Source organism: Streptomyces sp. NPDC056169 (assembly GCF_042268445.1).
Taxonomy (GTDB): Bacteria; Actinomycetota; Actinomycetes; order Streptomycetales; family Streptomycetaceae; genus Streptomyces.
In genome coordinates, this window is the sequence record NZ_JBHJUO010000010.1 from 263,743 (window position 1) to 289,928 (window position 26,186).

The 26,186-nt window shown below is 74.3% G+C and carries 20 protein-coding genes; 12 read left to right on the forward strand and 8 right to left on the reverse strand.

Going from position 1 to position 26,186, the window contains the following annotated elements:
- Positions 1–25: 25 nt before the first annotated feature.
- Positions 26–3,493, reverse strand: coding sequence for a BTAD domain-containing putative transcriptional regulator (locus tag ACFC0G_RS18500; RefSeq protein ID WP_376404374.1), 3,468 nt, complete (start codon positions 3,491–3,493; stop codon positions 26–28).
- 117 nt (positions 3,494–3,610) lie between these two features.
- On the opposite strand from ACFC0G_RS18500, the gene ACFC0G_RS18505 reads away from it, so the two are divergent.
- From ACFC0G_RS18505 to ACFC0G_RS18515, 3 genes are all read left to right on the forward strand, one after another.
- Complete coding sequence (locus ACFC0G_RS18505) at positions 3,611–5,695, forward strand: SpoIIE family protein phosphatase (RefSeq protein ID WP_376404376.1); 2,085 nt, start codon at positions 3,611–3,613, stop codon at positions 5,693–5,695.
- Positions 5,696–5,705: 10 nt separating this feature from the next.
- On the forward strand, positions 5,706–6,734 hold the full coding sequence (locus tag ACFC0G_RS18510; protein WP_376404378.1) for a PHP domain-containing protein: 1,029 nt from the start codon (positions 5,706–5,708) through the stop codon (positions 6,732–6,734).
- Between the two features lie 94 nt (positions 6,735–6,828).
- Positions 6,829–8,097, forward strand: a complete 1,269-nt coding sequence (locus ACFC0G_RS18515) for a protein kinase (protein WP_376404380.1) — start codon at positions 6,829–6,831, stop codon at positions 8,095–8,097.
- 82 nt (positions 8,098–8,179) lie between these two features.
- Here ACFC0G_RS18515 and ACFC0G_RS18520 read toward each other — a convergent pair whose 3' ends face one another.
- Positions 8,180–9,577, reverse strand: coding sequence for an NADP-dependent succinic semialdehyde dehydrogenase (locus ACFC0G_RS18520; RefSeq protein ID WP_376404382.1), 1,398 nt, complete (start codon positions 9,575–9,577; stop codon positions 8,180–8,182).
- A gap of 198 nt (positions 9,578–9,775) precedes the next feature.
- Complete coding sequence (locus ACFC0G_RS18525) at positions 9,776–10,435, reverse strand: ThuA domain-containing protein (RefSeq protein ID WP_376404384.1); 660 nt, start codon at positions 10,433–10,435, stop codon at positions 9,776–9,778.
- A 166-nt stretch (positions 10,436–10,601) separates the two neighbouring features.
- Here ACFC0G_RS18525 and ACFC0G_RS18530 point away from each other — a divergent pair, with 166 nt between their 5' ends.
- The gene (locus ACFC0G_RS18530) at positions 10,602–11,417 is read left to right on the forward strand and encodes a DUF3626 domain-containing protein (RefSeq protein ID WP_376404387.1); all 816 of its coding nucleotides are present in this window, start codon (positions 10,602–10,604) and stop codon (positions 11,415–11,417) included.
- Between the two features lie 88 nt (positions 11,418–11,505).
- The gene (locus ACFC0G_RS18535) at positions 11,506–12,312 is read left to right on the forward strand and encodes a class II aldolase/adducin family protein (protein ID WP_376404389.1); all 807 of its coding nucleotides are present in this window, start codon (positions 11,506–11,508) and stop codon (positions 12,310–12,312) included.
- Here ACFC0G_RS18535 and ACFC0G_RS18540 read toward each other — a convergent pair.
- A complete protein-coding gene (locus tag ACFC0G_RS18540; protein WP_376404391.1) occupies positions 12,276–12,932 on the reverse strand; it encodes a TetR/AcrR family transcriptional regulator in 657 nt (218 codons plus the stop codon). The genes ACFC0G_RS18535 and ACFC0G_RS18540 overlap by 37 nt on opposite strands.
- A gap of 104 nt (positions 12,933–13,036) precedes the next feature.
- On the opposite strand from ACFC0G_RS18540, the gene ACFC0G_RS18545 reads away from it, so the two are divergent.
- Genes ACFC0G_RS18545 through ACFC0G_RS18555 form a run of 3 tightly spaced genes read left to right on the forward strand, consistent with a single transcriptional unit; the run spans position 13,037 to position 17,494 of the window.
- Positions 13,037–15,745 carry an FHA domain-containing protein gene (locus ACFC0G_RS18545; protein WP_376404393.1) on the forward strand — a complete coding sequence of 903 codons (2,709 nt, stop codon included), beginning with the start codon at positions 13,037–13,039 and terminating at the stop codon, positions 15,743–15,745.
- A 4-nt stretch (positions 15,746–15,749) separates the two neighbouring features.
- The gene (locus ACFC0G_RS18550) at positions 15,750–16,511 is read left to right on the forward strand and encodes a hypothetical protein (protein ID WP_376404395.1); all 762 of its coding nucleotides are present in this window, start codon (positions 15,750–15,752) and stop codon (positions 16,509–16,511) included.
- Positions 16,511–17,494, forward strand: coding sequence for a serine/threonine-protein kinase (locus ACFC0G_RS18555; RefSeq protein WP_376404397.1), 984 nt, complete (start codon positions 16,511–16,513; stop codon positions 17,492–17,494). The genes ACFC0G_RS18550 and ACFC0G_RS18555 overlap by 1 nt, the downstream gene beginning before the upstream one ends.
- 144 nt (positions 17,495–17,638) lie before the next feature.
- Here the strand turns inward: ACFC0G_RS18555 and ACFC0G_RS18560 are convergent, their stop codons facing one another.
- Complete coding sequence (locus tag ACFC0G_RS18560) at positions 17,639–19,009, reverse strand: streptophobe family protein (RefSeq protein WP_376404399.1); 1,371 nt, start codon at positions 19,007–19,009, stop codon at positions 17,639–17,641.
- A gap of 106 nt (positions 19,010–19,115) precedes the next feature.
- Here ACFC0G_RS18560 and ACFC0G_RS18565 point away from each other — a divergent pair, with 106 nt between their 5' ends.
- Positions 19,116–20,633 (forward strand): DUF6777 domain-containing protein, encoded by a 1,518-nt coding sequence (locus tag ACFC0G_RS18565; RefSeq protein WP_376404401.1) that lies wholly within the window; start codon positions 19,116–19,118, stop codon positions 20,631–20,633.
- Here ACFC0G_RS18565 and ACFC0G_RS18570 read toward each other — a convergent pair.
- Positions 20,592–21,233 carry a universal stress protein gene (locus ACFC0G_RS18570; RefSeq protein ID WP_376404403.1) on the reverse strand — a complete coding sequence of 214 codons (642 nt, stop codon included), beginning with the start codon at positions 21,231–21,233 and terminating at the stop codon, positions 20,592–20,594. The two genes, ACFC0G_RS18565 and ACFC0G_RS18570, sit on opposite strands and share 42 nt — an antisense overlap.
- On the reverse strand, positions 21,230–21,361 hold the full coding sequence (locus tag ACFC0G_RS18575; RefSeq protein ID WP_376404405.1) for a hypothetical protein: 132 nt from the start codon (positions 21,359–21,361) through the stop codon (positions 21,230–21,232). Before ACFC0G_RS18575 ends, ACFC0G_RS18570 begins: the two co-directional genes overlap by 4 nt.
- 100 nt (positions 21,362–21,461) lie before the next feature.
- Here ACFC0G_RS18575 and ACFC0G_RS18580 point away from each other — a divergent pair, with 100 nt between their 5' ends.
- Positions 21,462–22,928 (forward strand): PLP-dependent aminotransferase family protein, encoded by a 1,467-nt coding sequence (locus ACFC0G_RS18580; RefSeq protein ID WP_376404407.1) that lies wholly within the window; start codon positions 21,462–21,464, stop codon positions 22,926–22,928.
- Positions 22,929–23,043: 115 nt separating this feature from the next.
- Positions 23,044–23,547, forward strand: coding sequence for an FBP domain-containing protein (locus ACFC0G_RS18585; protein WP_376404409.1), 504 nt, complete (start codon positions 23,044–23,046; stop codon positions 23,545–23,547).
- Between the two features lie 43 nt (positions 23,548–23,590).
- On the opposite strand, the gene ACFC0G_RS18590 is transcribed toward ACFC0G_RS18585, so the two are convergent.
- Positions 23,591–24,772, reverse strand: coding sequence for an acyl-CoA dehydrogenase family protein (locus ACFC0G_RS18590; RefSeq protein ID WP_376404411.1), 1,182 nt, complete (start codon positions 24,770–24,772; stop codon positions 23,591–23,593).
- Between the two features lie 187 nt (positions 24,773–24,959).
- On the opposite strand from ACFC0G_RS18590, the gene ACFC0G_RS18595 reads away from it, so the two are divergent.
- Positions 24,960–26,144, forward strand: a complete 1,185-nt coding sequence (locus tag ACFC0G_RS18595; protein WP_376404413.1) for a CaiB/BaiF CoA transferase family protein — start codon at positions 24,960–24,962, stop codon at positions 26,142–26,144.
- Positions 26,145–26,186 lie beyond the last annotated feature (42 nt).

The following is a 26,186-nucleotide window of genomic DNA, read 5'->3' on the forward strand; positions in this document are numbered from 1 at the left end:
GGACGTCACGCGGTACGGACAGCGGTCAGGCATCCGGGGTCTTCTCCGGGTGGCGGACCAGGGTCACGGCGGCGGTGAGGGAGAGCTTCGTGCCCGTCTCGTAGTGACGGGTGTACGTCGCCGGGGAGAGGTGCGCGCGGAGGGTCTCCTCTGCGCGGGTGCGGATCGAGGCCTCCGTCTGCGGGGTGAACGGGCGGAAGCCGCCGCCGGTCACGGGGCTGATGTGGGTGTCGTACGCACCGAGGAGCGCGGCGCCGATCTCGGCGTCGCCCTGGCCGTCCGAGCCGTCTGAGCCGTCCGAGTCGCCCGAGTCGCCTCGTCCACCCCGACCGCCCCGGGCCCAGGCGGCCGTCGCGAACTGGGCGACGACGAGGTAGGGCGCGACCAGGTGGGCGAGGGTCTCCAGGTCGGCGACGGCGCGGGCCAGGCGCTCCAGGGCCCGGTCGTGGGCGCCGTCCAGGCAGTCGAGCCACGCCCACGTCCCTCCGACGAGGCCCCAGAAGAGCGCCGGGGTGTTCTCGCCGAACTCGCCCTCCAGCCGGGTGAGCTGCGCGCGGGCCAGGCCCGTACGACCGGTGTGGGCGTAGTGCTGCGCGAGCAGCAGCCGACCGGTGCCGGCGGCCTCGGCTCCCCACTCGCCCGCCGCGTCGGCCGCTTCGGCCAGGAGCCGTTCGGCCGCCTCGTCCCCTTCCGGGCGGAGCCGGAGGCGTACGGCGGCCAGGCGCGCCGTGACGAGCGGCACCTGGGAGCGGGCGCCCACGAACGCGGCGGCGTGGGTGGCCCGCTCGAAGTCGGCGGCGGCCTCGGTGAGCCGCCCGGCGCGCTCGTACGCCTCGCCCCGCGCCGAGAGGGACTCCGCGATGCCCCAGGCGTCCTCGGCGGCCTCGAAGAGGGCGAGTGCCTCGTCGGCGTCCGCGGGGCCGTGGCCGAGGAGCTTGCCCCGCATGAGGAGGGCGAAGCCGAGGTCCCAGCCGGTCCCGTGGGCGCGGCAGGCCTCGACGGTCAGCGCCAGGGTCTCGTCGAGGCCGGTCAGCTCGCCCGTCATCAGCCGGGCGAAGAACCACATCGTCCCCGGCTGGCGGCAGGTCTGCGGGAGACCCGGGCGGTACGCGGCGACGAGGGCGGTGAGCCGGGCGCGGGTCTCGGGGCGTTCGAGGACGGTGGCGCCCTCGCCGCCCTCGGTCGCGAGCGCGTACAGGCGTCCTCCGCGGCGGGCCTCCCAGAGACGCTCGCCGGTCCACGGCGGCGGGACGTCGACGCAGCGGCCGTCGAACGGTTCGGCGGGGCGGACGGGCTCCTGGAACGGGTCGGGGCCGAGCCGCGCGGCCGCCGCCGCCCATGTCCGGGAGTCCGTCTGGTGGTTCCGCAGCTGCCAGAACCAGCTCAGGGAGTGGACGAGGCAGAGCGCCTCCTGCTCGTCGCCGAGGGCCACGGCGGTCCGGAGCGCGGTCCGGAGGTTGCCGTGTTCGCGCTCCAGGACGGTGATGGCGGCGACCTGCCCGGAGCCGCGGAGCCGCGGGTCGGTACGGCGGGCCAGCTCGCGGTAGTGCACGAGGTGCCGCCGCTCGGTCGCCGCCCGCTCCCCGGCCTCGTCCAGCCGCTCCCCCGCGTACTCCGCCACCGTCTCAAGCAGCCGGAACCGCATCCCGTCGTCATCGGGACCCGGCGCCGCCACGACGAGCGACTTGTCGACAAGAGCGCCGAGGACGTCCAGTACGTTCAGTACGTCAGGGGCATCCAGTACGTCCCGGGCCTCCAGGGCCTCCAGGGCGTCGGCCTCCGGCGCTTCGGCGCAGACCGTCTCCGCCGCCGCCAGATCGCACCCGCCCGTGAACACCGCGAGCCGCCGCAGCACCGCCCGCTCCGCCCCGTCGAGCAACTCCCACGACCAGTCCACGACCGCCCGCAAGGTCTGCTGACGCGGCAGCACGGTCCGCGCCCCCGACGTCAACAACCGGAAACGATCGTCGAGTCGGTCCGCGATCTGCCGCACCGACAGCATCCGCAGCCGCGCCGCCGCCAGCTCGATCGCCAACGGCAGCCCGTCGAGCCGACGGCACACCTCCTCCGCCGCCCCCGCGTCGTCCCCGACCCGGAACCCCGGCCGCGCCGCCGCACCCCGCTCGCCGAGCAGCCGCAACGCCATCTCCACCGGCAACGGCCCCAACGGACTCAGCACCTCCCCCGGCACCCCCAACGGCTCCCGGCTCGTCGCCAGGACGGTCACGCCGGGGCACCGCGTGAGGAGCGTCTGCGCGAGCTCCGCCGCCGCGCCGATCACGTGCTCGCAGTTGTCGAGGACGAGGAGCATGCGCCGTCCGGCGCAGTACTCGACGAGGTGGGCGAGCGAGCCCCTCGGTCCGGCCGCCGCTTCGGCGACGGCCGGACCGTTCCAGAGCTGGGTCTCGCGGGCCCCCAGCGCGCTGAGGACGGCGGCGGCGACCGACGACTCCTCCCGTACGGAGGCGAGTTCGGCGACGTGGACCGCTCCGCCCTCGAAGGTCTCGGCCGCCTCCAGGGCGAGCCGGGTCTTGCCGACGCCGCCGGGTCCGGTGAGGGTGACGAGCCGCCGGTCGGCCCACCCGGCGGCGAGCGCGCCCAGTTCACCGTCCCGGCCGATGAAGGAGGTCAGCCGGGCCGGCGGGCGCCCGCTCCGGTCCGCCGCACGACCCGGTGCGGGCCTGGGCGTGCCGAGGAGTTCGGCGTGCAGGGCGCGCAGTTCGGGGCCAGGGTCCGTGCCCAGCCGGTCGGCGAGGTCCGCGCGGACCTCCTCGTACGCCGCGAGGGCCTCGGCGGAGCGCCCGGCGGCCCGCAGGGCGCGGATCCGCAGGGCCTGGACGGGCTCGTCGAGCGGGTGTCCGGCGGCGAGGGCGGCGAGCGGCGCGAGGACGTCCGCGGCCCGCCCCAGGGCCAGGTCGGCGGCGAACCGGTCGCGGCGCGCTCGGGTGTGCCGCTGGTCGAGCCGTACGACGAGGGGGTCGGTGTCCCGGCCGGGGAGGTCCGCGAGGGCGGGCCCGCGCCACAGGCCGAGGGCCTCGTCGAGGAGGGCGGCGGCCCGTACGGCGTCCCCTGCGGAGAGGGCGGCCGAGCCCTCGGCGGCGAGCCGTTCGAAACGGTGCAGGTCGACGGCGTCAGGGTCGGCGGCCAGCCGGTAGCCGCCGCCGGGCGCGGAGGCGATCGCCTCGTGGCCGAGGGTCCGGCGCAGGCGGCCCACGAGGGCCTGGAGCGCGGCCGTCCGGTCCTGGCCGGCGGCCGGGTCGTCGTCGGCCCACACCTGGGCGATCAGCGCGTCGGCGCTCACCGACCGCCCGACTCCCCCGGCGCCACCGGATCCACCAGGTCCCCCGGGTCCTCCGGCTCCCCCGGCACCGGCAGCACCGGCGGCGAGTGCGGTGAGCAGGGCCCGGAGCCTGGCACCGCTCAGCGCGGCCTCCGTACCGTCGTCGGTACGGAGCGCCTGGCAAGGACCGAGAACACGGTAGGGCGGCTGCACCGGCCCATTCTGCCCCGCCGGTGGCGGGGGCCGGAACGCCCGGCCGTCGAGGCGAACTTTCGCCACGCCGTGTCACCGCCATGGCGTCCGCGGGGTGCGGGTTCGACAATGGGGAGGATGACCGATGACGACCGCCGTACGCGCAATGGCGAGATCGGGCCCGCCGAGCGGCTCGCCATGAACCGGACCGGCAGCTTCGACTGGGATCTCGACACGGGCACGATCGATGTCGACGAGTCCGGGCTGCTCGTCTTCGGGCTGGCCCCGGACACCTACGACGGGCGCCCGGCGACCCTTGTCGCGCGACTGGCGCCCGAGGAGCGGACCCGGCTCGAGGACATCGTGCGGGCGGCGGTGAAGAGCGGCTCGGTGTCGTACACCGCGCACTTCCCGATCCCGCAGGACGAGGGTGCACCCCACTGGACGCACGTACAGGCACGAATCCTGCGCAAGCCGAACGGCCGCGCCCAGCGGATCGTCGGGGTCGTGCGGGACACGACCGCCGAGGTCACGCACTCCGCTTTCGTGCAGGAGCTGGAGAAGCGGCGCGAGGTGCAGACCAGCATCGTCGAGCGGACCACGAACGCGCTGTCGCGCGCGGTGACCGTGGACGACGTGACGGCCGCCCTGACGGGGCCCGGCGGGCTCGCCCGGCTCGGTGCGGAGGGGCTGGCGCTCGGGCTCGTCGAGAACGGTTCGCTGAACGTGATCGCGCTCAGCGGCGAGTCCCTCGACGCGCTGAACGACTTCCGCACCCGGCGGCTCGACCGGGGGCTGCCGCTGGCCGAGGCGGTGCTGAGCGGCCGGCCGCGCTTCGTCTCCTCGTTCCAGTCGCTGGGCCGGGACTTCCCCGAGCTCGCTCCGTACCTCTCGCGTCTGGAGTTCCGGTCCGCCTGCTACCTGCCCCTGGTGGCGCAGGCCCGCTCGCTGGGCGGCATGGCGCTGTTCTACCGGGGCCGGTCGTCCTTCAACGCCGACGAGCGGAACCTCGCGCTCGGTCTCGCGGCGATCGTCGCCCAGTCGCTCCAGCGGGCCATCCTCTTCGACGAGGAGCGGGAGCTCGCGACGGGGCTCCAGGCGACGATGCTGCCGCGCCGGATCCCGGCGATCACCGGTGGCGAGATCGCCGTGCGCTACCACGCGGCCTGGAGCGGACGGCAGGTCGGCGGCGACTGGTACGACGTGATCCCGCTGCCCCGGGGCCGGGTCGGGATCGTCGTCGGCGACGTGCAGGGGCACGACACGCACGCGGCCGCCATCATGGGCCAGCTGCGGATCGCGCTGCGGGCCTACGCGGGCGAGGGCCACGCCCCGTCGACGGTGCTCGCCCGGGCGTCGCGTTTCCTCGCCGAACTGGACACCAACCGCTTCGCGACCTGCACCTACGCGCAGGTGGACCTGGCGAGCGGCACCCTGCGTGCCGTACGGGCCGGGCATCTCGGACCGCTGATCCGGCACACCGACGGGCGGGTCGGCCAGCCCAACCTGCGGGGCGGGCTGCCGCTGGGCCTCGCGACCGTGTTCGGCGACGAGGAGTTCCCGGAGACACGGCTCGACCTGGTGCCCGGGGAGACGCTCGTACTCTGCACCGACGGGCTCGTGGAGCAGCCCGGCTCCGACATCGATACGGGTCTCGACGCGCTGTCCGAGGCGATCGCCAGCGGCCCGCCGCAGGCGGAGGCGCTCGCCGACCACCTCTCGGAGCGGCTGTGGGAGCGGTGGGGCTCCGGCGACGACGTGGCGCTGCTCGTGCTGCGGCGGAGCCCGGACCCGGGCACGCCCCGGGCGCCGCGGATCCACCAGTACATCCACCAGGCCGATCCGCAGGGGCTCTCGGACGCGCGGGCGGCGGTGACGCAGGCGCTGCGCGACTGGGGTCTGCCGGAGCTGGCCGACGACGCCGAGTTGTTGACCGGCGAGCTGCTCGTCAACGTCCTGCTGCACACCGAGGGCGGCGCGGTGCTGACCCTGGAGGTGCTGCCCGAGCCGGTGCGGCGGGTACGGCTCTCGGTGCAGGACCGGTCGAGCGCCTGGCCCCGGCGGCGCACCCCCGGCGAGGCGGCAACCTCGGGGCGGGGCCTGCTCCTGCTCGACGCGCTCGCGTCCCGGTGGGGGGTCGAGCCGCGCGGCGAGGGCAAGGCGGTCTGGTGCGAGATCGAGCCGGCTCCGGTGGCGGCGCCCACCGCTCCGGGCGGTGGGTGAGGAGCACGCCGTGGACCCCGTGGCCGCCCTGAACCGGATCGCGTTCCTGCTGGAGCGCGCCCAGGCGCCGGGATACCGGGCGCGGGCCTTCCGCACGGCCTCCGCGGCCGTCGACGCCCTGCCGGAGGGCGAGGCGGCCCGGCGCGCGGCGGCGGGCACCCTGGAGTCCGTGAAGGGGCTGGGGCCCAAGACGGCGGCGGTCGTGCGCGAGGCGCTGGAGGGCCGGGTGCCGGAGTACCTGGCGGGTCTGGAGGCGGAGCTGGAGGAGGGCCTGCGCACCTCGGCTCCCGCGGACGGCGCGGGTGAGGCGCTGCGGGCGGCCCTGCGCGGCGACTGCCACCTCCACTCCGACTGGTCCGACGGCGGCGCGACGATCGAGTCCATGGGCCGTGCGGCGGCGGGGCTCGGCCACGCGTGGGCGGTCCTCACGGATCACTCGCCGCGGCTGACGGTCGCGCGGGGCCTGTCGCCCGAGCGGCTGCGGGAGCAACTGGACGTGGTGGCGCGGCTGAACGAGGAATGGGAGCCCTTCCGGCTCCTCACCGGAATCGAGTGCGACATCCTGGAGGACGGCTCACTCGACCAGGAACCGGAGCTGCTCGAACGGCTCGACGTGGTGGTCGCGTCGGTGCACTCGAAGCTGCGGATGGACGCGCGCACGATGACCCGCCGGCTCGAACGGGCCGTCCGCGACCCGCTCGTGGACGTGCTCGGGCACTGCACGGGACGACTCGTGGCGGGCGGACGACTGCGCCCCGCTTCGGAGTTCGACGCGGAACGGGTCTTCGCGGCATGCGTCGAGGCCGGGACGGCGGTCGAGATCAACAGCCGCCCGGAGCGCCTCGATCCGCCGCGCGCGCTGCTGCGGATCGCGGTGGAGGCGGGGGCGTACTTCGCGATCGACACGGACGCACACGCACCGGGCCAGCTGGAGTGGCAGATCCTCGGCTGCGCACGGGCCGAGGAGTGCGGCGTACCGGAGGACCGGGTGATCAACACCTGGCCTGCGGAGCGGCTGTTGGCCTGGACACGGGCCTGACGTCCCCCTCGGGGCCCAAAGGACTCGTCGAGCACCCGCGCCTGTGAAAGCCTGATACGCGACACGTACGCTCCGGTCGGAACCGTCCGGGGTGGTGAACTCGCTGAGAGGTGGGGCGTTGGGATCTCAGGAGGGGCCGGAGCGGGTCGTCGGCGGACGGTACCGACTTGTCGGAGAACTCGGCTCAGGCGGGTTCGGTCGGGTGTGGAGGGCGTACGACGAAATGTTGGACGTCGACGTGGCCGTCAAAGAGGTGCGGCTGCCGCAGCAGGCCGCCGCCACTTCCGGTGCCGCGCATCATGAGCGGGTGGTGCGGGCCGCGCGTGAAGCCCGCAACGCCGCCAAGTTGCGCGATCATCCGCACGTCGTCGCCGTCCATGACGTGGTCGTTGAGGACGGTACTCCCTGGATTGTGATGCGCCTGGTCGAGGGGCGGTCCCTGGAAGAGTGTCTGCGTGTGGACGGGCCGCTGCCCGCCCCGCGCGCGGCCGACGTCGCGGCCGCGCTGCTCAAGGCGCTGAAGGCCGCCCACGCCGCCGGAATCGTGCACCGCGACCTCAAACCGGCCAACGTGATGCTCACTGACGACGGCCAGGTACTGCTCACCGACTTCGGTATCGCCGTCCACGAGACCGACACCAGACTCACCGTCACCGGAGGCGTCATCGGCTCCGCCGAGTACATGGCACCCGAACGCCTCCAGGGCACCCAGGACCAGGCCGCCGGCGACCTGTTCTCGCTGGGGGCGACCCTCTACGAGGCGGTCGAGGGCATCTCCCCGTTCCGACGCGAGACCTCCACGGCCACCATGGCCGCGGTCGCCCTCCACGAGCCCCCGCCGATGCAGCGCGCCGACCCCGTCCTCGCCTCCCTCATCACCGCCCTCCTCGCGAAGAACCCCGAAGAGCGTCCGACCGTTGACAGCACCCTGGGCATCCTGCGCGCCGGTGCCCCCACGATCACCGCATCGACGCCCATGCCGCCGCGCGCGCCCCGGCCATCGACCGTGCCCGCTGCATCGACCGAATCCGTTCCCTCCGCATCGACCGAAACCGTGGCGCCGGTGTCCCCGATGGCGCGTGCAGGGCGTCTGATCACGGGGAGCTGCTTCCTCGTGATCGGACTTGGCATCGTCGTATTCGGCTGCAGCATGTTCATCCGCAATGGAGGCGACGCAGTGGCCTTCGCCGTCTCCCCCATCGCCTCCGTCCTGGTCGCCGTGTTCTTCGGAACGGCCGCGATGTTCTACCGATGGAAGGGCCACGGCAAGCCGCCCTTCCGGATCGTCGGCGGGGTCTTCCTCCCCGTCTTCCTCCCACTGACCCTGATCTGGGCAGCCTGGAACGCGGTGCTGCTCGCATAGCGGCACGATCCGGCGCGGGGCATCCGCGGCGTTGGGACGGGCTCTCGCACACGGGCGTCGCGGCCCGCGCCGCGTCACGCGGTCAGGCGCGCTGCCAGACCGTGGTCGCGTTGCAGAACTCGCGGATGCCGTGGCCGGAGAGTTCGCGGCCGTAGCCGGAGCGCTTGATGCCGCCGAAGGGGAGGGCGGGGTGCGAGGCCGTCATGCCGTTGACGAAGACGCCCCCGGCCTCCAGGTCGCGGACGAAGAAGGCGACGTCCTCCTCCTTGCGGGTCCAGACGTTCGAACTGAGCCCGAACGGGGAGTCGTTGGCGACGGTCACCGCCTCCTCGATGTCCCGCACCGGGTAGACGGTGGCGACGGGACCGAACGTCTCCTCCTGGTGGATCCGCATCACGGGCGTGATCCCGGTGAGCACGGTCGGCCGGTAGTACCAGCCCCGCCGCAGCCCCTCGGCCTCCGGGCGGCCGCCGCCGCACAGGACGACCGCGCCCCGGTGCACGGCGTCGTCGACGAGCTCCTCCAGGTCGGTGCGGCCCTGCTCGGTGGCGAGGGGGCCGACGTCGGTGGCCTCGTCGAGGGGATCGCCCACGGTGAGGGCGTTCATGGCGGCGGCGAAGCGTTCGGCGAAGTCGTCGTAGACGTCCTGGTGGACGATGAACCGCTTGGCGGCGATGCAGGACTGGCCGTTGTTCTGCACGCGCGCGGTGACGGCGGTCTTCACCGCCCGCACGATGTCGGCGGACGGCATGACGATGAACGGGTCGCTGCCGCCCAGCTCCAGAACGGTCTTCTTGACCTCGTCGCCCGCGACGGCGGCGACGGCCCGGCCGGCGGGTTCGCTGCCGGTGAGGGTCGCGGCCACGACCCGGGGGTCCCGGAGGACGGCCTCGACGTCCCGGGCGCCGATGAGGAGCGTCTGGAAGCAGCCGTCCGGGTAGCCGGCGCGACGGAACAGGTCGCCGAGGTAGAGGGCGGTCCTCGGCACGTTCGAGGCGTGCTTGAGGAGGCCGGTGTTGCCCGCCATGAGCGCGGGCGCGGCGAAGCGGATCACCTGCCAGAGCGGGAAGTTCCACGGCATGACGGCGAGGACCGGGCCGAGGGGCCGGTAGTGGACGCGGGCCAGGTCGGCGCCGGAGTCCTGGACGTCGCTCTCGGCCGGATGCTCGTCGGCCAGCAGCGCCTCGGCGTTGCTCGCGTACCAGCGCATGGCCTTCGCGCACTTGGCGGCCTCGGCGCGGGCGGCGGCGATCGGCTTGCCCATCTCGACCGTCATGGTCCGGGCGATGTCCTCGCCGTCCTCGTCGAGGAGGGTCGCGGCGGCCCGCATCAGGCGGGCGCGCTCGGCGAAGGACGTGGTGCGGTACTGGCGGAACGCCTCGTGCGCGGCGGCGATGCGCCGCTCGACCTCCTCGGGCCCGTGGGCCTCGTAGGTCCGCAGCGTCTCGCCCGTCGCGGGGTTCACCGTGGCGATGCCCATGACGTCTCTCCTCCTGCCATCGGCCCCCACCGGCAACCTCCCGCGCCGGAGGCGGCTGCGCAACAGGGGCGGGGCGGTGGGGTGACCGATGCACCCGGGAGGGGGTGGGAGGGGGAGGCCATGCGGTCAGGCGGTCAGGCAGTCCGCCGCCCCGGCAGTCAGGCAGTCCGGCGGCCCGGTGCTCAGGCAGTCCGGCGGTCAGGCGGTCAGCCAGGTCAGCGCGCCCGTGAGGTGTGCGCGGAAGGCCGGGTCGTCGTACGCCTCCGAGGAATGCCCCAGCGCGGTGAAGAAGACGCGCCCCCGGTCCACCTCCCGGCACCACACCAGCGGGTGGTCCTCGCCGAGGGTGCCGCCGCTGTACGAGGTCTCGTCGGCCCGCGCCAGGACCCGTACGCCCGTCCCGCGCGGGTTGGCCGTGAAGTTGTACCACTCGTCCGTCCAGGCCCAGCGGGCCGGGAGCGGAGCCGTCGCCGGATGGGCGGGGTCCTCCACGAGGACGGTGCCCGGCTGGATCTCCGGGTGGCCGTCGAAGCGGGTGCCGAGGAGCTCGCCGTAGAAGGGCCAGTCCGGTTCGGCGTTGGCCGCGGCGTGGACGGCGAGGAGGGCGCCGCCGCCCCGGAGGTACGCGGCGAAGGCGTCGCGCCCCTCGGGTGTCAGGACGGTGCCGGTGGTGGACAGCAGCACGACGGCGGCGCACCGGGCGAGCCGCTCGGGCGTGAAGGCCTCCGGATCCTCGGTGATCTCGGCTCCCCACCCCTGCTCGCGGGCGATCCCGGCGAGGGCGGCGGCCCCGTCGGGGATCGAGTCGTGGCGGTACCCGGTGGTGCGGGTGTAGATCAGCACGTCGGCGGTGGGCACGCGGTGAACTCCCGGGGGTGAGGCTCGGTGGAGCAGGGCTCGGCGGAGGGATGGGGATGCCGAGGCCTGCCTCGACCTTCAGAAAGCGCTTTCTGTCATCCCCACCCCGACCGTAGCCAGCACAAACCCCTCGCCGCAAGCCCCGCCGCCCGGGCAGACTGCCCCGATGCCGCCCCTCCACGATCCCGCACGCCGGGCGCTCGCCCATGTCGCCGGCCGCTCCACGGGCGATCCGCTCGACCCGGCCCTGCGGGTCACGCTCAACTTCCACCCGCACTTCCTCGACCGGCTCGCCGGCGACGGGGTCTACCGCTCCCAGTTCGTGACCGGCACGAGCAACGGCGGCCTCACCGCCCGGCCCGGCGGGGACAGGTGGCGCTGGGAGAGCCGGATCTTCGGCGGGGCGTACGACGCGGCACCCGCGCACCTGCGGCCGGTCTACGGCGCCCTGGACTTCCGCGGCCGCCCCTTCGGGGCCGCTCCCCGCTTCGGCTCCGCCCATCTGCGGCTGACGGCGTCCGCCGTGGAGCGGGCGTCCTTCTGCTATCCGGACAGCTTCCTGGAGCCCACGGACTTCGGCGTCGCCTCCCGGATGCGCCTCGTCACCCTCGCCCAGGCCGACGGGAAGGACCCGCTCGACGACTACGTCGAGGCGCAGATCCACGGGCCCGTCGTGATCGGGCGCGACGTGGAGGCGCTGGTCCTGGACCCGAGCCACCGGGGCACGGAGGTCGAGGCGGCGGCCCGGCGACTGCCGTGCGCCGTCGAGTGGCACGGCGGGTTCCGGCTGTCCGTCGAGGAGCTGCGCCGCCACCCCGGGTTCCGGGGTCCGGAGTACGTCGAGCTGGGCGCCCGGATCGCCGTCGACGGGGTTCTGGACCCGCGGATCGTGCAGGAGGCGGCCGGTTCCGGGGACCACGCCCCCCAGGACGTGAAGAAGGTGTGGCACTACCTGGCCCGCTTCGGCGCGCCGGTCGTCTGAGCGGGTCCGTATCCGATCCATTGTCGTATCGGATACATCTCTGTATCTTTTGGCGCGCCGTGCCCCACCCGATCACCGAGGAGCCGCCATGAGCACCGTGCCGCCCGCACTCGCCGCCGCCGTCGGGCCGCTGCCCGACGGAGTCGTCCTGCCGTTGCCGCCCGTCTTCGACACCGTCGAGGAGGAGCGCCGGTACCGCAAGGAGCAGCTCGCCGCCGGGTTCCGGATCTTCGGGAGGTTCGGCTTCTCCGAGGGGGTCGCCGGGCACATCACCGTCCGCGATCCCGGCGATCCGAACGCCTTCTGGGTCAACCCGTTCGGCATGAGCTTCAACCAGATCAAGGCCTCGGACCTGATCCTCGTGGACCACGAGGGGACCGTCCTCGAAGGGCGCAGGCCCGTGAACCGGGCCGCGTTCGTCATCCACTCGCGCGTGCACGCCGCGCGGCCCGACGCCGTCGCCGCCGCGCACTCGCACTCCCTGCACGGCAAGGCGTTCTCCAGTCTCGGCATCCCGCTGGACCCGATCACGCAGGACGCGTGCGCCTTCTTCGAGGACCACGGGATCTACGACGACTACCGGGGCGTGGTGAACGAGACCGAGGAGGGCGAGCGGGTCGCGAAGGCCCTCGGCGAGCACAAGGCCGTCATCCTCAAGAACCACGGGCTCCTGACGGTCGGTCACTCGGTCGCGGAGGCCGTGTGGTGGTTCGTGACCATGGAGCGCTCCTGCCAGGCGCAGCTCCTCGCCATGGCCGCCGGCACTCCGCAGCTGATCGACCGGGAGACGGCACTCCTCACCCGCGGCCAGGTCGGCGGTCACCTCGCGGGCTGGTTCCAGGCGCGGCCCCTGTGGGATCAGATCACCGCGTCCGACCCCGACCTGTTCGACTGACCTTCGGAGGCGGGGAGTTCGCGCGTCGAGACCTCCAGGAGCGGTGCGAGGAACTCGCGTTCGAGGCTGCCGGGCGGCAGGGCGGCCGGTTCGACGTAGCTCTGGGCGAGACCGCCCTCGCGCAGGGCGACGATGAGCCGGGCGAACCGGTCGGCGTCGACGGTCAGTTCGCGTCCGGCCCGGCGCAGGACGAGCGTGAGGCCGCGCGCGATCTCGGCGCGCAGCCGCTCGTCGTGGCGGGCGAGCACCCAGGCGGCCTGCCGGTCGCGAATGGCGTGCAGGGTGAACTCGGTGGTGACCAGGTACCAGTCCCGCTCGTCCGGTTCGATCCGGGAGGCGACCTCGGCCAGCCGCGCCAGCGTGTACTCCTCGGCGGTCAGCGCGTCGATCGCGTCGGCGAGCCGTCGCACGGTCCGGTCGCCGTGCTCGTCGAAGAGGGCGAGGAAGAGCTCTTCCTTGCTGGCGAAGTTCGAGTAGTACGCGCCCCGCGTGTAGCCCGCGCGCTCGCAGATCCGCTCGATCGTCGTCGCGTGGAAACCGTGCTCGGCGAAGGCCTCCAGGGCGGCCTGCAGAAGCGCCGCACGCGTGCGGGGCCGTCGCCTGGTGACACCTTTCGGCACGGGTGGGCCTCCTTCGTCGGGCGCCGCGTCCGGCAGCGGAAGCGCCCACCCTACCGGCGCCTTCATCCCGGGCACGGTTCGGCGTCGGCGGATAGGATTCACGCATGGGACAGCGGCCCGTCGTGCCCGCCGCACCCGCCCTGGTCCTCGAGATCGACGGGGACGCGACGCTCATGAACCCGAGCCGCGTCTATCGCATCGGGCGCGACCCGACCAGCGATGTCGTGCTCTCGGACGCCCGGGCGTCCTGGCACCACGCACTGCTGCGCGCCGTCGACGGCCACTGGGACCTGACGGACGAGGGCAGCACGAACGGAACCTTCGCGGACGGGTTGCGGGTGGCGGGGGCGCGGGAGGTCGGGGCCGGGACGGTCGTACGGTTCGGGCATCCGGAAGACGGCCCGCGCGCCGTGCTCGCGACACCGCCCCGAGCCCACCCACCGGCACCCCCGGCGCCCGCACCGCCGGCCTCGGAGCCGTCCGCCCCCATGCCCCCGGCGCCCACCCCTCCGACGCCCGCGCCGCCGGTCTCCGCGCCCTCGACGCCCGCGCCCCCTCCCCCGGCGCCGCCGACCCCCGAGCCCCCGCCGACCCCGTCGCCCGCACCGCCGGTCCCGGGGCCCCCGGCTGCCGAGCCCCCGCCGGCCGCGCCGTCGCCCGCCGCCCCCGCGGCCCCGCTCCCGGAGCCGCCGGCGCCCGCCCCCGCCTCCACCCCCACCCCTGTCCCCGTCCCCGCCGGGCCGCTCCGCCCCTCCTCCGTCTCGTACCCCGCCGCCACCGGCACGTTCCGGCAGCCGACGTCCGTGCGGCCGCTGCCCGTCCACAGCATCCGGATCGGGCGCGCGCCCGACAACGACGTCGTGGTCGACGACCTCGTCGTCTCCCGGCGCCACGCCGAACTCCAGGCCCGGCCCGACGGCACGTACTGGATCCACGACCTCGGCAGCCACAACGGCACCTTCCTCAACGGCCGGCGGGTCGTCGACGCGCGCGTGACGCCGGAGGACATCGTCGGCATCGGCCGTTGCGCGTTCTGCCTGATCGGCGGGCAGCTCGTCGAGTTCACCGACACCGGCGAGATCTCCCTCGACGTCCAGGAGCTCGCCGTCACCGTCGACCACGGCCGCAAGACGCTCCTCGACGCGGTGTCGTTCCCGGTGGGCCAGAAGTGCCTGCTGGCGGTCGTCGGGCCGTCCGGCGCCGGGAAGTCGACGCTCCTGGGCGCGCTGACCGGCCAGCGCCCCGCCGACCGCGGCACCGTGCTCTACGACGGCCGTGACCTGTACCGGGACTACGCCGAGCTGCGCCAGCGCATCGGGCTCGTACCGCAGGACGACATCCTGCACCTCCAGCTCACCGTCCGGCGGGCCCTCGGATACGCCGCCGAGCTGCGTTTCCCCGAGGACACGGCGCCGGCCGAGCGCCGGGCCCGGGTGGACGAGGTGATCCGCGAGCTCGGTCTCGTGGAGCGGGCCGAGCAGCCCATCCACAGTCTCTCCGGCGGCCAGCGCAAGCGGGTGAGCGTCGCCCTCGAACTGCTCACCAAGCCGTCGCTGCTCTTCCTCGACGAGCCGACCTCCGGCCTCGACCCGGGGATGGACCGGTCCGTGATGCACATGCTGCGCGGGCTCGCGGACGACGGGCGCACGGTCGTGGTCGTCACGCACAGCGTCCTCAGCCTCGACGTCTGCGACCGGCTGCTCGTCCTCGCCCCCGGTGGCCGGGTGGCCTACTACGGACCGCCCGCCGACACCCTCGACTTCTTCGGCTACACGCAGTGGCCGGAGGCCTTCGAGGCCTTCGAGAACGACCGGGACCGCGACTGGGCCGGACAGTACCGGTCCTCCCGCTTCCACCGCCGGTACGTCGTGGACGCGACGGCACGCCCCTTCCTGCCCACCGGCGGCGAGGGCGGTGCGGGCGGCGGGGCCGCCGGCGGCCCCGGCGATTCCGGCGCGGCCGTGCGGGCCGTACCGGAGCCGGCTCCGCCGCCGAAGGCGCAGAGCTGGGGTTCCCAGCTGCGGACGCTCGTACGCCGGTACGCCGCCGCCCTCTCCGCCGACCGCACGTTCCTCGCGATCATGATCGCCCTGCCGTTCGTGATGGGCGCGATGGCCCGCGCCCTGTCCGAGGGCGAGCTCAACCCGGAATCGACCCTGAACGTCCTGCTCATCCTCTGTGTGGGCGGGGTCCTCACGGGTGCGGCGAACGCCGTGCGCGAGCTGGTCAAGGAGCGCACGATCTACCGGCGCGAGAGAGCCGTCGGCCTGTCCCGCTCGGCCTACCTCGCCTCCAAGGTGGTGGTCCTCGGCGTGATCACGGTCGTGCAGGCCGTGGTCCTGACCCTGGTGGCCCTGATCGGCGTCCCGCTGAACGTGCCCGGCGGCAAGGGCGTCCTGCTGCCCCCGCTCGTCGAGATCACGCTCGCCGTCGCGCTCCTCGCCTTCACCGCGATGATGCTCGGCCTCCTCGTGTCGGCCGTGGTCCGCAAGGAGGAGGTGACGATGCCGCTGCTCGTCCTCCTCGCCATCGTGCAGGTGGTCTTCTGCGGCGCGCTGCTCACGGTGCGCGGTACGCCCGTCCTGGCGCAGCTGGCCTGGCTGGTGCCCTCGCGCTGGGCGTTCGCCGCGATGGGCGCGACGATCGACATCGGGGAGACCGCGCCGACCGACAAGACCGACGACCCGCTGATGCGCCACACGCTGGACGCCTGGCTGTTCGACATGGGCATGCTGGTCGTGATCTGTCTCGCCCTCGGTGTCGTCGTCGCGCGGCTGCTGCGCCGCCACGAGCCGGTCGTGATGCGGAGGTAGGGCCGTGAGCGTTCCCGTAACCGACTACGTGCCGGACTTCCGGCCCACCCACGTCGTACCGCGCGAGGGTCTCGCCGCCTGGGAGACCCCGGATCCGGGGCTGCCGACGGCGTCCCTCGACGCGTTCCTGCCGGTGCGGCTGACGGAGCGGGCCGGGGACTGGGGGCGGGTGCTGTGCTCCAACGGCTGGTCGGCCTGGGTGGACGCGCGGCTGCTCGTGGCGGTGCCGGACGATCCTCCGGCGGCGGGCCGGCCGCTCACCAGGACGGCCGATCCGCGGCCCCTGATCGCCCGCGCCGAGGACGCGCTGGGGCGGTACCGGCGGGCGGCCGAGGAGCTGGGCGCGGGCCGGCTGGACGGCGAGGCCTTCCGGCTGCGGACCCGCGGCCTGCGGGTGGGGATGGTCGTCGACGGCGAGTCGGTGTGGCTGTACGACGCGGAGCACGAGCGCTGGGTGTTCTGCGACGGCCTCGGGCTGATCACGTACGCGGCGTCCGCGGCCCCGTCGGCCGCCGCGCAGGCGGCCGTCGGCGCCCCGGTGTCCGACGAGCCGCCTCCGGACGCGTCGCTTCCGGACGCGCCACAGCAGCCCGGGCCGGACCAGGTCCCGGTGTCCGCCGGGGCCGCCGCGGGCGACCGGTCGCCGGCCGGGCCTCCCGTACACGAACCGACGCAGGTGGTGCCGCAGGTCGATCCGACGGTGGTGGCCGGGCCGCCGCCGACGCAGATCGTGGAGCGGCCGCCGGGCGGGGACGGTGAGGACTGATGGCGGGCGGCGAGCGGGACACGGACCTGCCGGCGGGCCGGCCCTCCGGGCTCCTCGGCAAGGAGATCGCGGGCTACCGCGTGGAGAGCGAGATCGGCCGCGGAGGCATGGCCGTCGTGTACCGGGCGCTCGACCTGCGGCTGGACCGGACGGTGGCCCTGAAGCTCCTCGCGCCCGAGCTGGCGCGCAACGACACCTTCCGCAAACGCTTCGCGCACGAGTCGCGGGTCGCCGCCTCGATCGACCACCCCCACATCGTGCCGGTCTTCGCCGCCGGTGAGACGGAGGGGATCCTGTACATCGCGATGCAGTACGTGGCGGGGCAGGACCTGGCGGCGCTGCTCGACCGCGAGGGGCCGCTGCCGCCGGAGAAGGCGGGGCGCATCGCCGTACAGGTGGCCTCCGCCCTGGACGCGGCGCACGCGCACGACCTGGTGCACCGGGACGTGAAGCCCGGCAACATCCTGGTCGCCGAGGGCACCGACCACGACCACCCCGAGCACATCTACCTCACCGACTTCGGGCTGACGAAGAAGTCCCTGTCGCTGACCGGGTTCACGACGGTGGGCGAGTTCGTCGGCACGCTGGACTACGTGGCACCGGAGCAGATCTCGGGGAAGCCGGTGGACGGCCGGTGCGACGTCTACGGCCTGGCGTGCGTGGTGTTCGAGACCCTGGTCGGCGCGCCGCCCTTCCGGCGCGACACGGACTGGGCGGTGCTGTGGGCGCAGCAGTACGATCCGCCGCCGCCACTCTCCGAAGTGCGCCCCGGGCTGCCGGAGGCGGCGGACGCGGTCTTCGCGAGGGCGCTGGCGAAGACCCCCGAGGAGCGCTACGGGACGTGCCTGGAGTTCGTCGCGGAACTCAGGTCGGCCCTGACCGCCCCGGGCACGGCACCCGTCACGGGGACCTCGCGCCACCGGGCGCTGCGGCCGCCACCGGCCCCACCGGCCTGGGCACGACCGGCCTTCCGGGAGCTTTAGTTTCCGTTCGTTACGCGGCCACGGCGCTGTTCGCGGCCATCGACGAGTGGCTGTGAACGCTACCGCTTGCGGGCCAGCAGCTGCACCACCTGCGAGCGGTGGCCCCGCTCGACGAGCCCGGGAGAGAGGTCAACGCCGGATACGTCACGGATTCTGTGCGGGCCCTGGCGGCTGTACGGGCCCGGTCTTCTCCTGCTCGACCTCGCCCTTGCGGTGGACGCGGGAGGCGAGGAGGCCGCCGAGGAATCCGAAGACCAGGCCCCAGAGCAGGGCGAAGCCGACCGTCCGCCAGACGTTCGGGCGCAACACCACCTGCCCGCCCAGGGCGTCGAGGTCGCCGATGCCGAGGATCGAGAGGCCGAAGCGGGCCTCGACGAGGGTGAGGGGGGTGACGACCAGCATCGTCAGGGCGAAGGCGATGCCGAGGTGCAGGGAGTGCTGCCAGAGCCGTGTCCTGGCCGGGGAGCGGACCGCCGCCGCGAAGGCCGCGCCGAGCACCAGTACGGCCGCGACGGGGAGCAGCCACCAGGCCCGCGCGTCCTCGGCCGCGAGCGAGGACAGGTCGACCGTGGACAGGTCCGTGCCCTTGCCCTCGCGGAGGACGGCGTCGAGGACCTGCGGCATGGGGAGGCCGAACGGTCCCTCGGCCTTGCCCTCCCACGAGCCGCCGATACCCACGCCGAGCGCGAGCCAGGACACGTTGGGCAGGCCGAGCAGGAGGACGGCGAGGGTCTCCGCCACATGGCCCTTGGTCGCCGCGACGACGATGCCGATGACCAGGCCCACGGCCACGTACGCGAGGAGGAGCAGGAGCATCGCGTGGGCGGCGGGCCGGACGGGCTCGTGGTAGCGGACGAGTCGGGGCGGGAGCGGGGTCCTGCGGGAGACCAGGAGGGCGACGGCGAGGACGCCGAGGATCCACAGGAGGCCGTAGAAGAGGGTGGGGCCGACGTCGGTACGGAAGCCGACGGTGGGGTTGACCGCGTCGACGAGCTCGCCGAAGAGGTCCGCGAGGGAGTCCTGGGAGGTGTCCGCCGAGGTGTCTCCGCCGATCGTGAGCGGGAAGTCGTGCCGGGCGACGGCGGAGAGGCACGCGAGGGCGACCAGCCAGAGGACGACGGTGGTCGCGGCGCGGAGCAGGAGTTCGCGCGTGCCGGCGACCGCGTGGTGGCGCAGGGGGCGGAGGAAGCAGTAGCCGGTGACGAGTGCGCCCACCAGGGTGACGGTGAGGGGCATCGCGGTCAGGTCGGCCTGGGTTCCCGCGAGGGCGCCGGCGTCGCCGGAGAGGTCGACCTTGCCTCCCGCGGCCATGACGACGACCGCGGCGAGGACGGCGACGAAGCCGCCGGGCAGGTCGGCCGCGCCCGCGGCCCAGAGGCCGAGCCCGGCGACGACGCCCATGGCGACGTACCCGGCGAGCACCGCTGCCAGGGCCTGGACGCCGACGCGTACGAAGAGCCCGGTCGGGGTCGCGGGGCTCGCTGAGGTGGAGAGCCGACTGCTCACCCTGTCCACGCTAGACCCGGTGACGGTCGCCCGCTTGTGGACGGGCGTTCCTCCGCTTGCGGGTGGGCGCGGTTCGGCGCACACAATGGGCGCGGAACGGAAGAAAGGGAACAACGTGACTTCCCACCCGCCGTCAGGCCCTCCGTCCGGCCCTCCGTCGGTCCCGCCGTCAGGCCCGCCCTCCGGGCCCCTCTCGGGGCCGGGCGCCCGGCCGGGCTCCGTCGGTCCCCCGCCACCGCCCGGACCGCCCTCGGGCGGCGCCTACGGCGGCGGTTCGGGCGGCGGCTCCGGGGGCGGTCCCGGAGACAGTTCCGGGGGCGGTCCCGGCGGCGGCTCCGGCGGCGGCTCCGGCGGCGGTGACTCGTCCGGCGGAGGCGACGCGTCCGGTGGAGGTCCGGCCGGCGGCGGCTCCGGCAAGGGCGGCGGCCGCCCGTGGTGGCGGTCCGTCCCGAAGGTCGCGTCGGTCACCGCCGTGCTCGTGGCGGGCGCGGCCCTGGCCGTCGTCCTGACCAACCAGCCCGACGACAAGAGCGACACGGGCGGATCCGGCGGCGGCGAGGTCTTCCTCCAGAACGCCGCGGCGACCGGCCCCGACCCGTTCACCCGGTCGACGGCCCGCACCGGCACCGGTTCCGCCTCGCCGGCTTCCCTGCCACCCCGTACCGCGTCGGCCTCGGCCGCCACGCCGCGGGTGTCGGGCTCGACGCCCGGCCTCTACGGCGGGACGCAGTCGGTCGCGAGCTGCGACGTCGAGCAGCAGGTGCGCTTCCTCTCCGCCGAGCCGGCGAAGAACGCGGCCTTCGCCTCGGTCCTGGGCATCGAGGCGAACCAGGTCCCGGGCTATCTCCGCTCGCTGACCCCGCTTCAGCTCCGGGTCGACACCCGGGTGACGAACCACGGCTTCCGAAGCGGCTCCGCGACCACGTACCAGTCGGTCCTCCAGAGCGGGACCGCGGTCCTGGTCGACGGCCACGGCGTGCCGCGGGTCCGCTGCGCGTGCGGCAATCCGCTGACCGGCCCGGTGGCGCAGAAGGCACCGCGGACGACGGGCACGCCGTGGCAGGGGTACAACTCGTCCCAGGTCGTCGTCGTGGCCCCGTCCGTGACGGTCGTGAACGTCTTCGTCGTGTACGACTCCGAGGACGACGGCTGGTTCGCGCGGCAGCACGGCGACACCGGCAAGCAGGACAAGCCCACCCCGCCGCCGCCGCCTCCGCCGCCGTCGCACTCCACGTCGGCGTCCACCTCGGCCTCCACGTCCCCGTCGGAGTCGTCGTCCTCGCCGGTGCCGTGCGTGACGGTGACGGGCACGGAGACCCCGACCCCCAGCGACGGGGTCACGCCGTCGCCGTGCCCCTCGACGCTGACGCCGTCGGAGTCGACGTCCTCGCCGACCGGTTCGACGAGTCCGTCCTCCGAGTCGTCGCCGCCCGAGTCTCCGTCGACCGATTCGTCGCCGCCGGAGTCGTCGCCGGAGTCGTCGCCGCCCGACGAGTCGCCCGCTCCGCAGTCCGGGCCGGCCAGCGAGGTCACGGAGTCGGCGGCGACCACGTCGGCGGACCAGTCGGCGGCGCTGCTCTCCCCCGGTCCCTCAGTCCCGGCGCCCGGTCCGGGTGCCGTGCCCGTCGCCTGACCCCTCGGCCGGCTCCTCGGCCCGTCGGTCCCCGTCCGCGCGTGCCTCCGTCCCGGATCCTTCCGGTACGGAGGTACGCGCGTTCCTGCGCAGGACGCGGGCCTCCCCCGGGCGCAGCACCGGCCCCGGCACGGTCAGCACCGGGCAGGCCGTACGGCCCTGGACCGCGCGCAGGACCGGGCGGCGGCGCAGCCCCGCGAGGCGGCCCCGGCGCGGCGTGGCGCCGACGACGAGGAGGTCGCCGGGGCGGTCGGCCGCCGTGCGGAGGGCGGCGGCGGGGGCGTCCCTGACGATCCGCCGCTCCACCGCGAGGTCCGCGGGAGTGGCCCCGAGGGCGTCGGAGAAGGCACTCCGCAGACGGTTCCGGGCGTCCTCGCCCCAGTGGCGCGCCCAGTCCCGGTCGGGCCTCCGGGCGTACAGCCCCTCGCCTTCCGGCGGCTGCCAGGCGAGCACCGCGAGCAGCGGTACGGACTCGCGGCGGGCGAGGGCCGTCGCGTACCGCAGGGCCGCGAGCGAGGCGAGGGAGCCGCTTACGCCGACGACGACACGTCGCACGGCCCCCTCGCCCGCCATGCCCCTCTCGTCCCCCGCATCGCTCACGAAGCGTCACCCCGTATCGCCGCGCGCAGGCCACGGAGCCAGGCTCCGATCGCCAGGGGCCGGACCTTGCGCTCCTCGGCGCGCAGCTGCCACATCCGTTCGTCGCGGTCGGTGAAGTGTCCGGACATCGGTCGTCTCCTTTCCCGTGGGGTGATGGCCACCAGGCCACTGGACAGAACTCTGTACTCTTATTGGCCTGGACAGCAGAGCCAATAAGGAGTGATTGGCATGGCCGTGGCCCGCGTGGTCCACACAGCGGACCGGACCCTGACGGGCCGCCAGCTGGCGTCGCTTCTCACCCCGCCCGCCGAGGGCCGGTTCGGCTACCGGGAGCTCGCGCGGGCGGTCCGCGAGGCCCTGCTCGACGGGCGGGTGGCGCTGCGTCTGCGCCTGCCGGCCGAGCGCGAGCTCGCGACGGTGCTCGCGGTGAGCCGGACGACCGTGACCGGGGCGTACGACCTGCTGCGGGAGAGCGGTTACGCGCACAGCCGCCGCGGCGCCGGCACGTGGACCGCGTTGCCGGACGGTCAGGCGCCGACCCCGCTGGGCGCCTTCCAGGACGACGCCGGGTCCACCATCGACCTCGCCCTGGCCGCGCCGCAGGCCCCGGACGAGCTCACCGCGGCGCTGGCGTCGGCCGCCGCCGAACTCCCCCGGTACGCCGGCTCGCAGGGCTACCACCCGTACGGGCTGCCCGTGCTGCGCGCGGCGATCGCGGAGCGGTACACCGCCCGTGGCCTGCCGACCCGGCCCGAGCAGATCCTCGTCACCACGGGCGCGCAGCAGGCGCTGTCACTGGTCCTGACGCTGCTCGGCCGGCCGGGCGACCGGGTGCTCGCCGAGAACCCCTCGTACACGAACGCCCTCGACGCGATGCGCGGCCGCATGCTCCGCATCACTCCCGTGCCGGTGACCGAGACCGGCTGGGACACCGGCCTCGTCGACGCCGCCCTGCGGCAGACCGCGCCGCGGCTGGCCTATCTGATCCCCGACTTCCACAATCCGACCGGGCACCTGATGCCGCAGGAGCAGCGCCGGGAGCTGGCGCGGGCCGCGCGCATCACCGGGACGTGGCTCGTGGCGGACGAGACGCTCGCCGACATCGCCCTGGACGTGCCCGCCCCGCTGCCCTTCGCGGCGGCGGCCGGCGGGGGCGACGGCGAGCAGGTCGTCTCCGTCGGTTCGCTGAGCAAGAGCTGCTGGGGCGGGCTGCGGGTCGGCTGGGTGCGGACCTCGTCCCGGGTCGTGACCGAGCTGGCCCGGGTCCGGATCACCGCCGACCTGTCGGGGTCCGTCCTGGACCAGCTGGTCGCGGTCGCCCTCCTCGACCGGCTCGACACGATCCTGCCGCGGCGCCTGGAGGAGCTGCGGCGGCGCCGGGAGGCGCTGACGACGGCGCTGGCCCGGCACGTGCCCGAGTGGCGCTGGACCGTGCCGCCCGGCGGGATGTGCCTGTGGATCGACCTGGGCCGCCCGGCGGCCTCCTCCGTCGCGGCCCGCGCCCTGCGGCACGGGGTGCGGGTGGAGGGCGGCGCCCGGTTCGGGGTGGACCCGGGCACGCACGAGCACCGGCTGCGGATCCCCTACACGCTGCCGGAGGACGTGTACGAGCCGGTGGCCGAGCGGCTCGCGGCGGCCCTCGACGGCGCTCCGGGGAGTTTCACCGACCCGGCCCTGCCGGACTGGGTGGCCTGAGGCCGCCGGAGGCGTGGGCTTGGGCTTGGCCTTGGGCGTGGGCTTGGCCTTGGGCTGGCCTTGGCCGGCGCATATTCGGGTGCCCGCGACCGGTGGTCCGTGTACGGTCCAACGAGTGGACCCACTGACCGACAAAGAGATCCGCTCGTCCTTCGTGAACTGTACGAAGGGTGAGGCGGCACGACTCAAGCTGCCGCTCGACTTCGCCGAACTCCCCTGGAAGGACCTGGACTTCCTCGGCTGGATCGACCCGGGCGCGCCGCTGCGCGCACACCTGGTCGTCCCCCGCGAGGACGGGCCGCTCGGGGTGACCCTGCGGGTCCCGGCCGCCGGCCGGACCAGCGCCGTGAAGTCGAGCATGTGCCAGGTCTGTCTGACCGGGCACGCCTCCTCGGGCGTCACCCTGCTCGTGGCGCCCCTCGCGGGGAGCCGCGGCCGCGAGGGGAACACGGTTGGCATCTACCTCTGCGCCGACCTCGCCTGCTCGCTCTACATCCGGGGCAAGCGGCAGCCGAAGCTGCGCGCGGGGCGCCACGAGGAGTCGATCACCGTCGACGAGCGGATCGCCCGGACGACGGCCAACCTCGACGCCTTCGTCGCCCGGGTGACGGCAGCCTGACCACCGCCGCCGCCCGGTCGCCCGAAGGCCTCGGCGGAAGGCCTCAGCGGAAGGCCTGCTCGCCGGTGAGCGCCTTGCCGATGACCAGGGAGTGGACCTCGCTCGTGCCCTCGTAGGTGAGCACCGACTCCAGGTTGTTGGCGTGGCGCAGCACCGGGTACTCCAGCGTGATGCCGTTGGCGCCGAGGATCGTGCGGCACTCGCGGGCGATCGCGATCGCCTCCCTTACGTTGTTCAGCTTGCCCACGCTGATCTGCTCGGCGGTGATCGCGCCCGCGTCCTTGAGGCGGCCGAGGTGGAGGGCGAGCAGCATGCCCTTGCCGAGCTCGACGGCCATGTCGGCGAGCTTCTGCTGGGTCAGCTGGTAGGAGGCGAGCGGGCGCGCGAAGACGGTCCGGTCGCGGGCGTAGGAGATGGCCGTCTCCAGGCAGTCGCGGGCGGCGCCGAGGGCGCCGAAGACGATGCCGAAGCGGGCCTCGTTGAGACAGCCGAGCGGGCCGGAGAGGCCGCGGGCCTCGGGGAGCATGGCGTCGGCCGGGAGGCGCACGTCCTCCAGGACCAGTTCGCTGGTGACGCTCGCCCGCAGGGACAGCTTCATCTTGATCTCGGGGGCGCTGAACCCGGGGGTGCCGGCCGGGACGAGGAAGCCGCGGACGCCGTCCTCGGTCCGGGCCCAGACGACGGCGACGTCGGCCACGGAGCCGTTGGTGATCCACATCTTGGTGCCGTTGAGGATCCAGTCGGAGCCGTCGCGCTTGGCGTGGGTGCGCATGGCGCCGGGGTCGGAGCCCGCGTCGGGCTCGGTGAGGCCGAAGCAGCCGATGTACTCGCCGGCGGCCATCTTCGGCAGCCAGCGCTGCTTCTGCTCCTCGGAGCCGTACTTCCAGATCGCGTACATGGCGAGTGAGCCCTGGACGGAGACGAGGGAGCGCAATCCGGAGTCGACGGCCTCCAGCTCGAGGCAGGCGAGGCCGTACGCGACGGAGTTGGTGCCGGCGCAGCCGTACCCCTCCAGGTGCATGCCGAGCACGCCGATGCCGCCGAGGGTACGGGCGAGCTCGCGGGCCGGGATCTCGCCCTTCTCGAACCAGCCGGCGACGTGCGGCCGCAGTTCGCGGTCGGCGACGGCGCGCACGGTCCGGCGGATCTCGCGCTCCTCGTCGGTGAGCAGTCCGTCGACGGCGAGCAGGTCGAAGGGGTGTACGGGGGTGGACGGCGACTTCACGGACGGCCTCCTGTGACGGGCAACTGACGGCTGACAGCTGACGACGGGCGCTGTGCATCTCGGCGAGCCGCAGCCTAGCGCCCTATCGGATATTGGATCCAGTATGGAAAATCCGATCGTGAAGCCGTACCGTCTCGGTCATCCGGCGGGATCCGACGGCCGGCATCGCCGGCGAGGGAGAAGCGGAATGCGCGCAGACCAAGAGGGCACCCCGGACACGTCCGCGGCCGGCGCCCTGACCGGGATCGTCGTCGCCGACTTCGGCCGGGTGCTCGCGGGGCCGTACATGACGATGCTCCTCGCCGACCTGGGCGCGGACGTCATCAAGATCGAGCGGCCTGGCTCCGGGGACGACACGCGCGCGTGGGGGCCGCCGTTCGCCGACGGCGAGGCCACGTACTTCCTCGGGGTGAACCGGAACAAGCGCTCTGTCGCCCTCGATCTGACGGACCCCGAAGACCTGGCGACGGCGCGCGCGATCGTCGACCGCGCGGACGTCCTGGTGGAGAACTTCCGGCCCGGCACGATGGAGAAGCTGGGCCTCGGGTACGAGGACGTGCGCACCGGCAATCCCGGGCTCGTCTACTGCTCGGTGACCGGCTTCGGCACCGCCGAAGGGGCCCGGCTGCCGGGCTACGACCTGCTCGTGCAGGCCATGGGCGGCCTGATGAGCGTGACGGGCGAACCGGAAGGACCGGGGACCAAGACGGGGGTCGCCCTCGTCGACGTCATCACCGGCCTCCACGCGGGCCTCGGGATCCTCGCCGCGCTCCGGCACCGCGAGCGCACCGGCGAGGGCCAGCACGTCGAGGTCTCGCTGCTCACCTCGCTCCTCTCCGCGCTCACCAACCAGGCCGCCGCCCACCTCGGGGCGGGGGTCGTCCCGCGCGCGATGGGCAACAGGCACCCGAGCATCGCGCCGTACGAGGTCTTCGAGGCCCAGGACCGGCCGCTGGTCCTCGCGGTCGGCACCGACCGGCAGTTCCGCACGCTGTGCGAGCGGCTCGGGCGGCGGGAGCTGGCGGAGGACCCGCGTTTCGCGACCAACACGGCCCGGGTCGCCCACCGCGAGGAGCTGGTGGCGACGCTGTCGGGGCCGCTCGGCACGCGTACGGCCGACAGCTGGTTCGAGGAGCTCACCGCCGCCGGGGTGCCCTGCGGCCCCATCAACGACCTGGCCGCCGCCTTCGACCTCGCCGACCGGCTGGGGCTCGCCCCGCAGGTCCCCGAATCGGCGGCCGGCCCCGGTCAGGTCGTCAACCCGATCCGGCTCGGCGCCACCCCTCCCTCGTACCGCAGCGCTCCCCCGCGCCTGGGCGAGCACACCGACGGGCTGCTCACCGCGCTGGGACGGCCCGCGCGCACCCCCTGATCCATAGGAAGATGGTCGTCACCGGCGGCGGAAGCCGCAGGT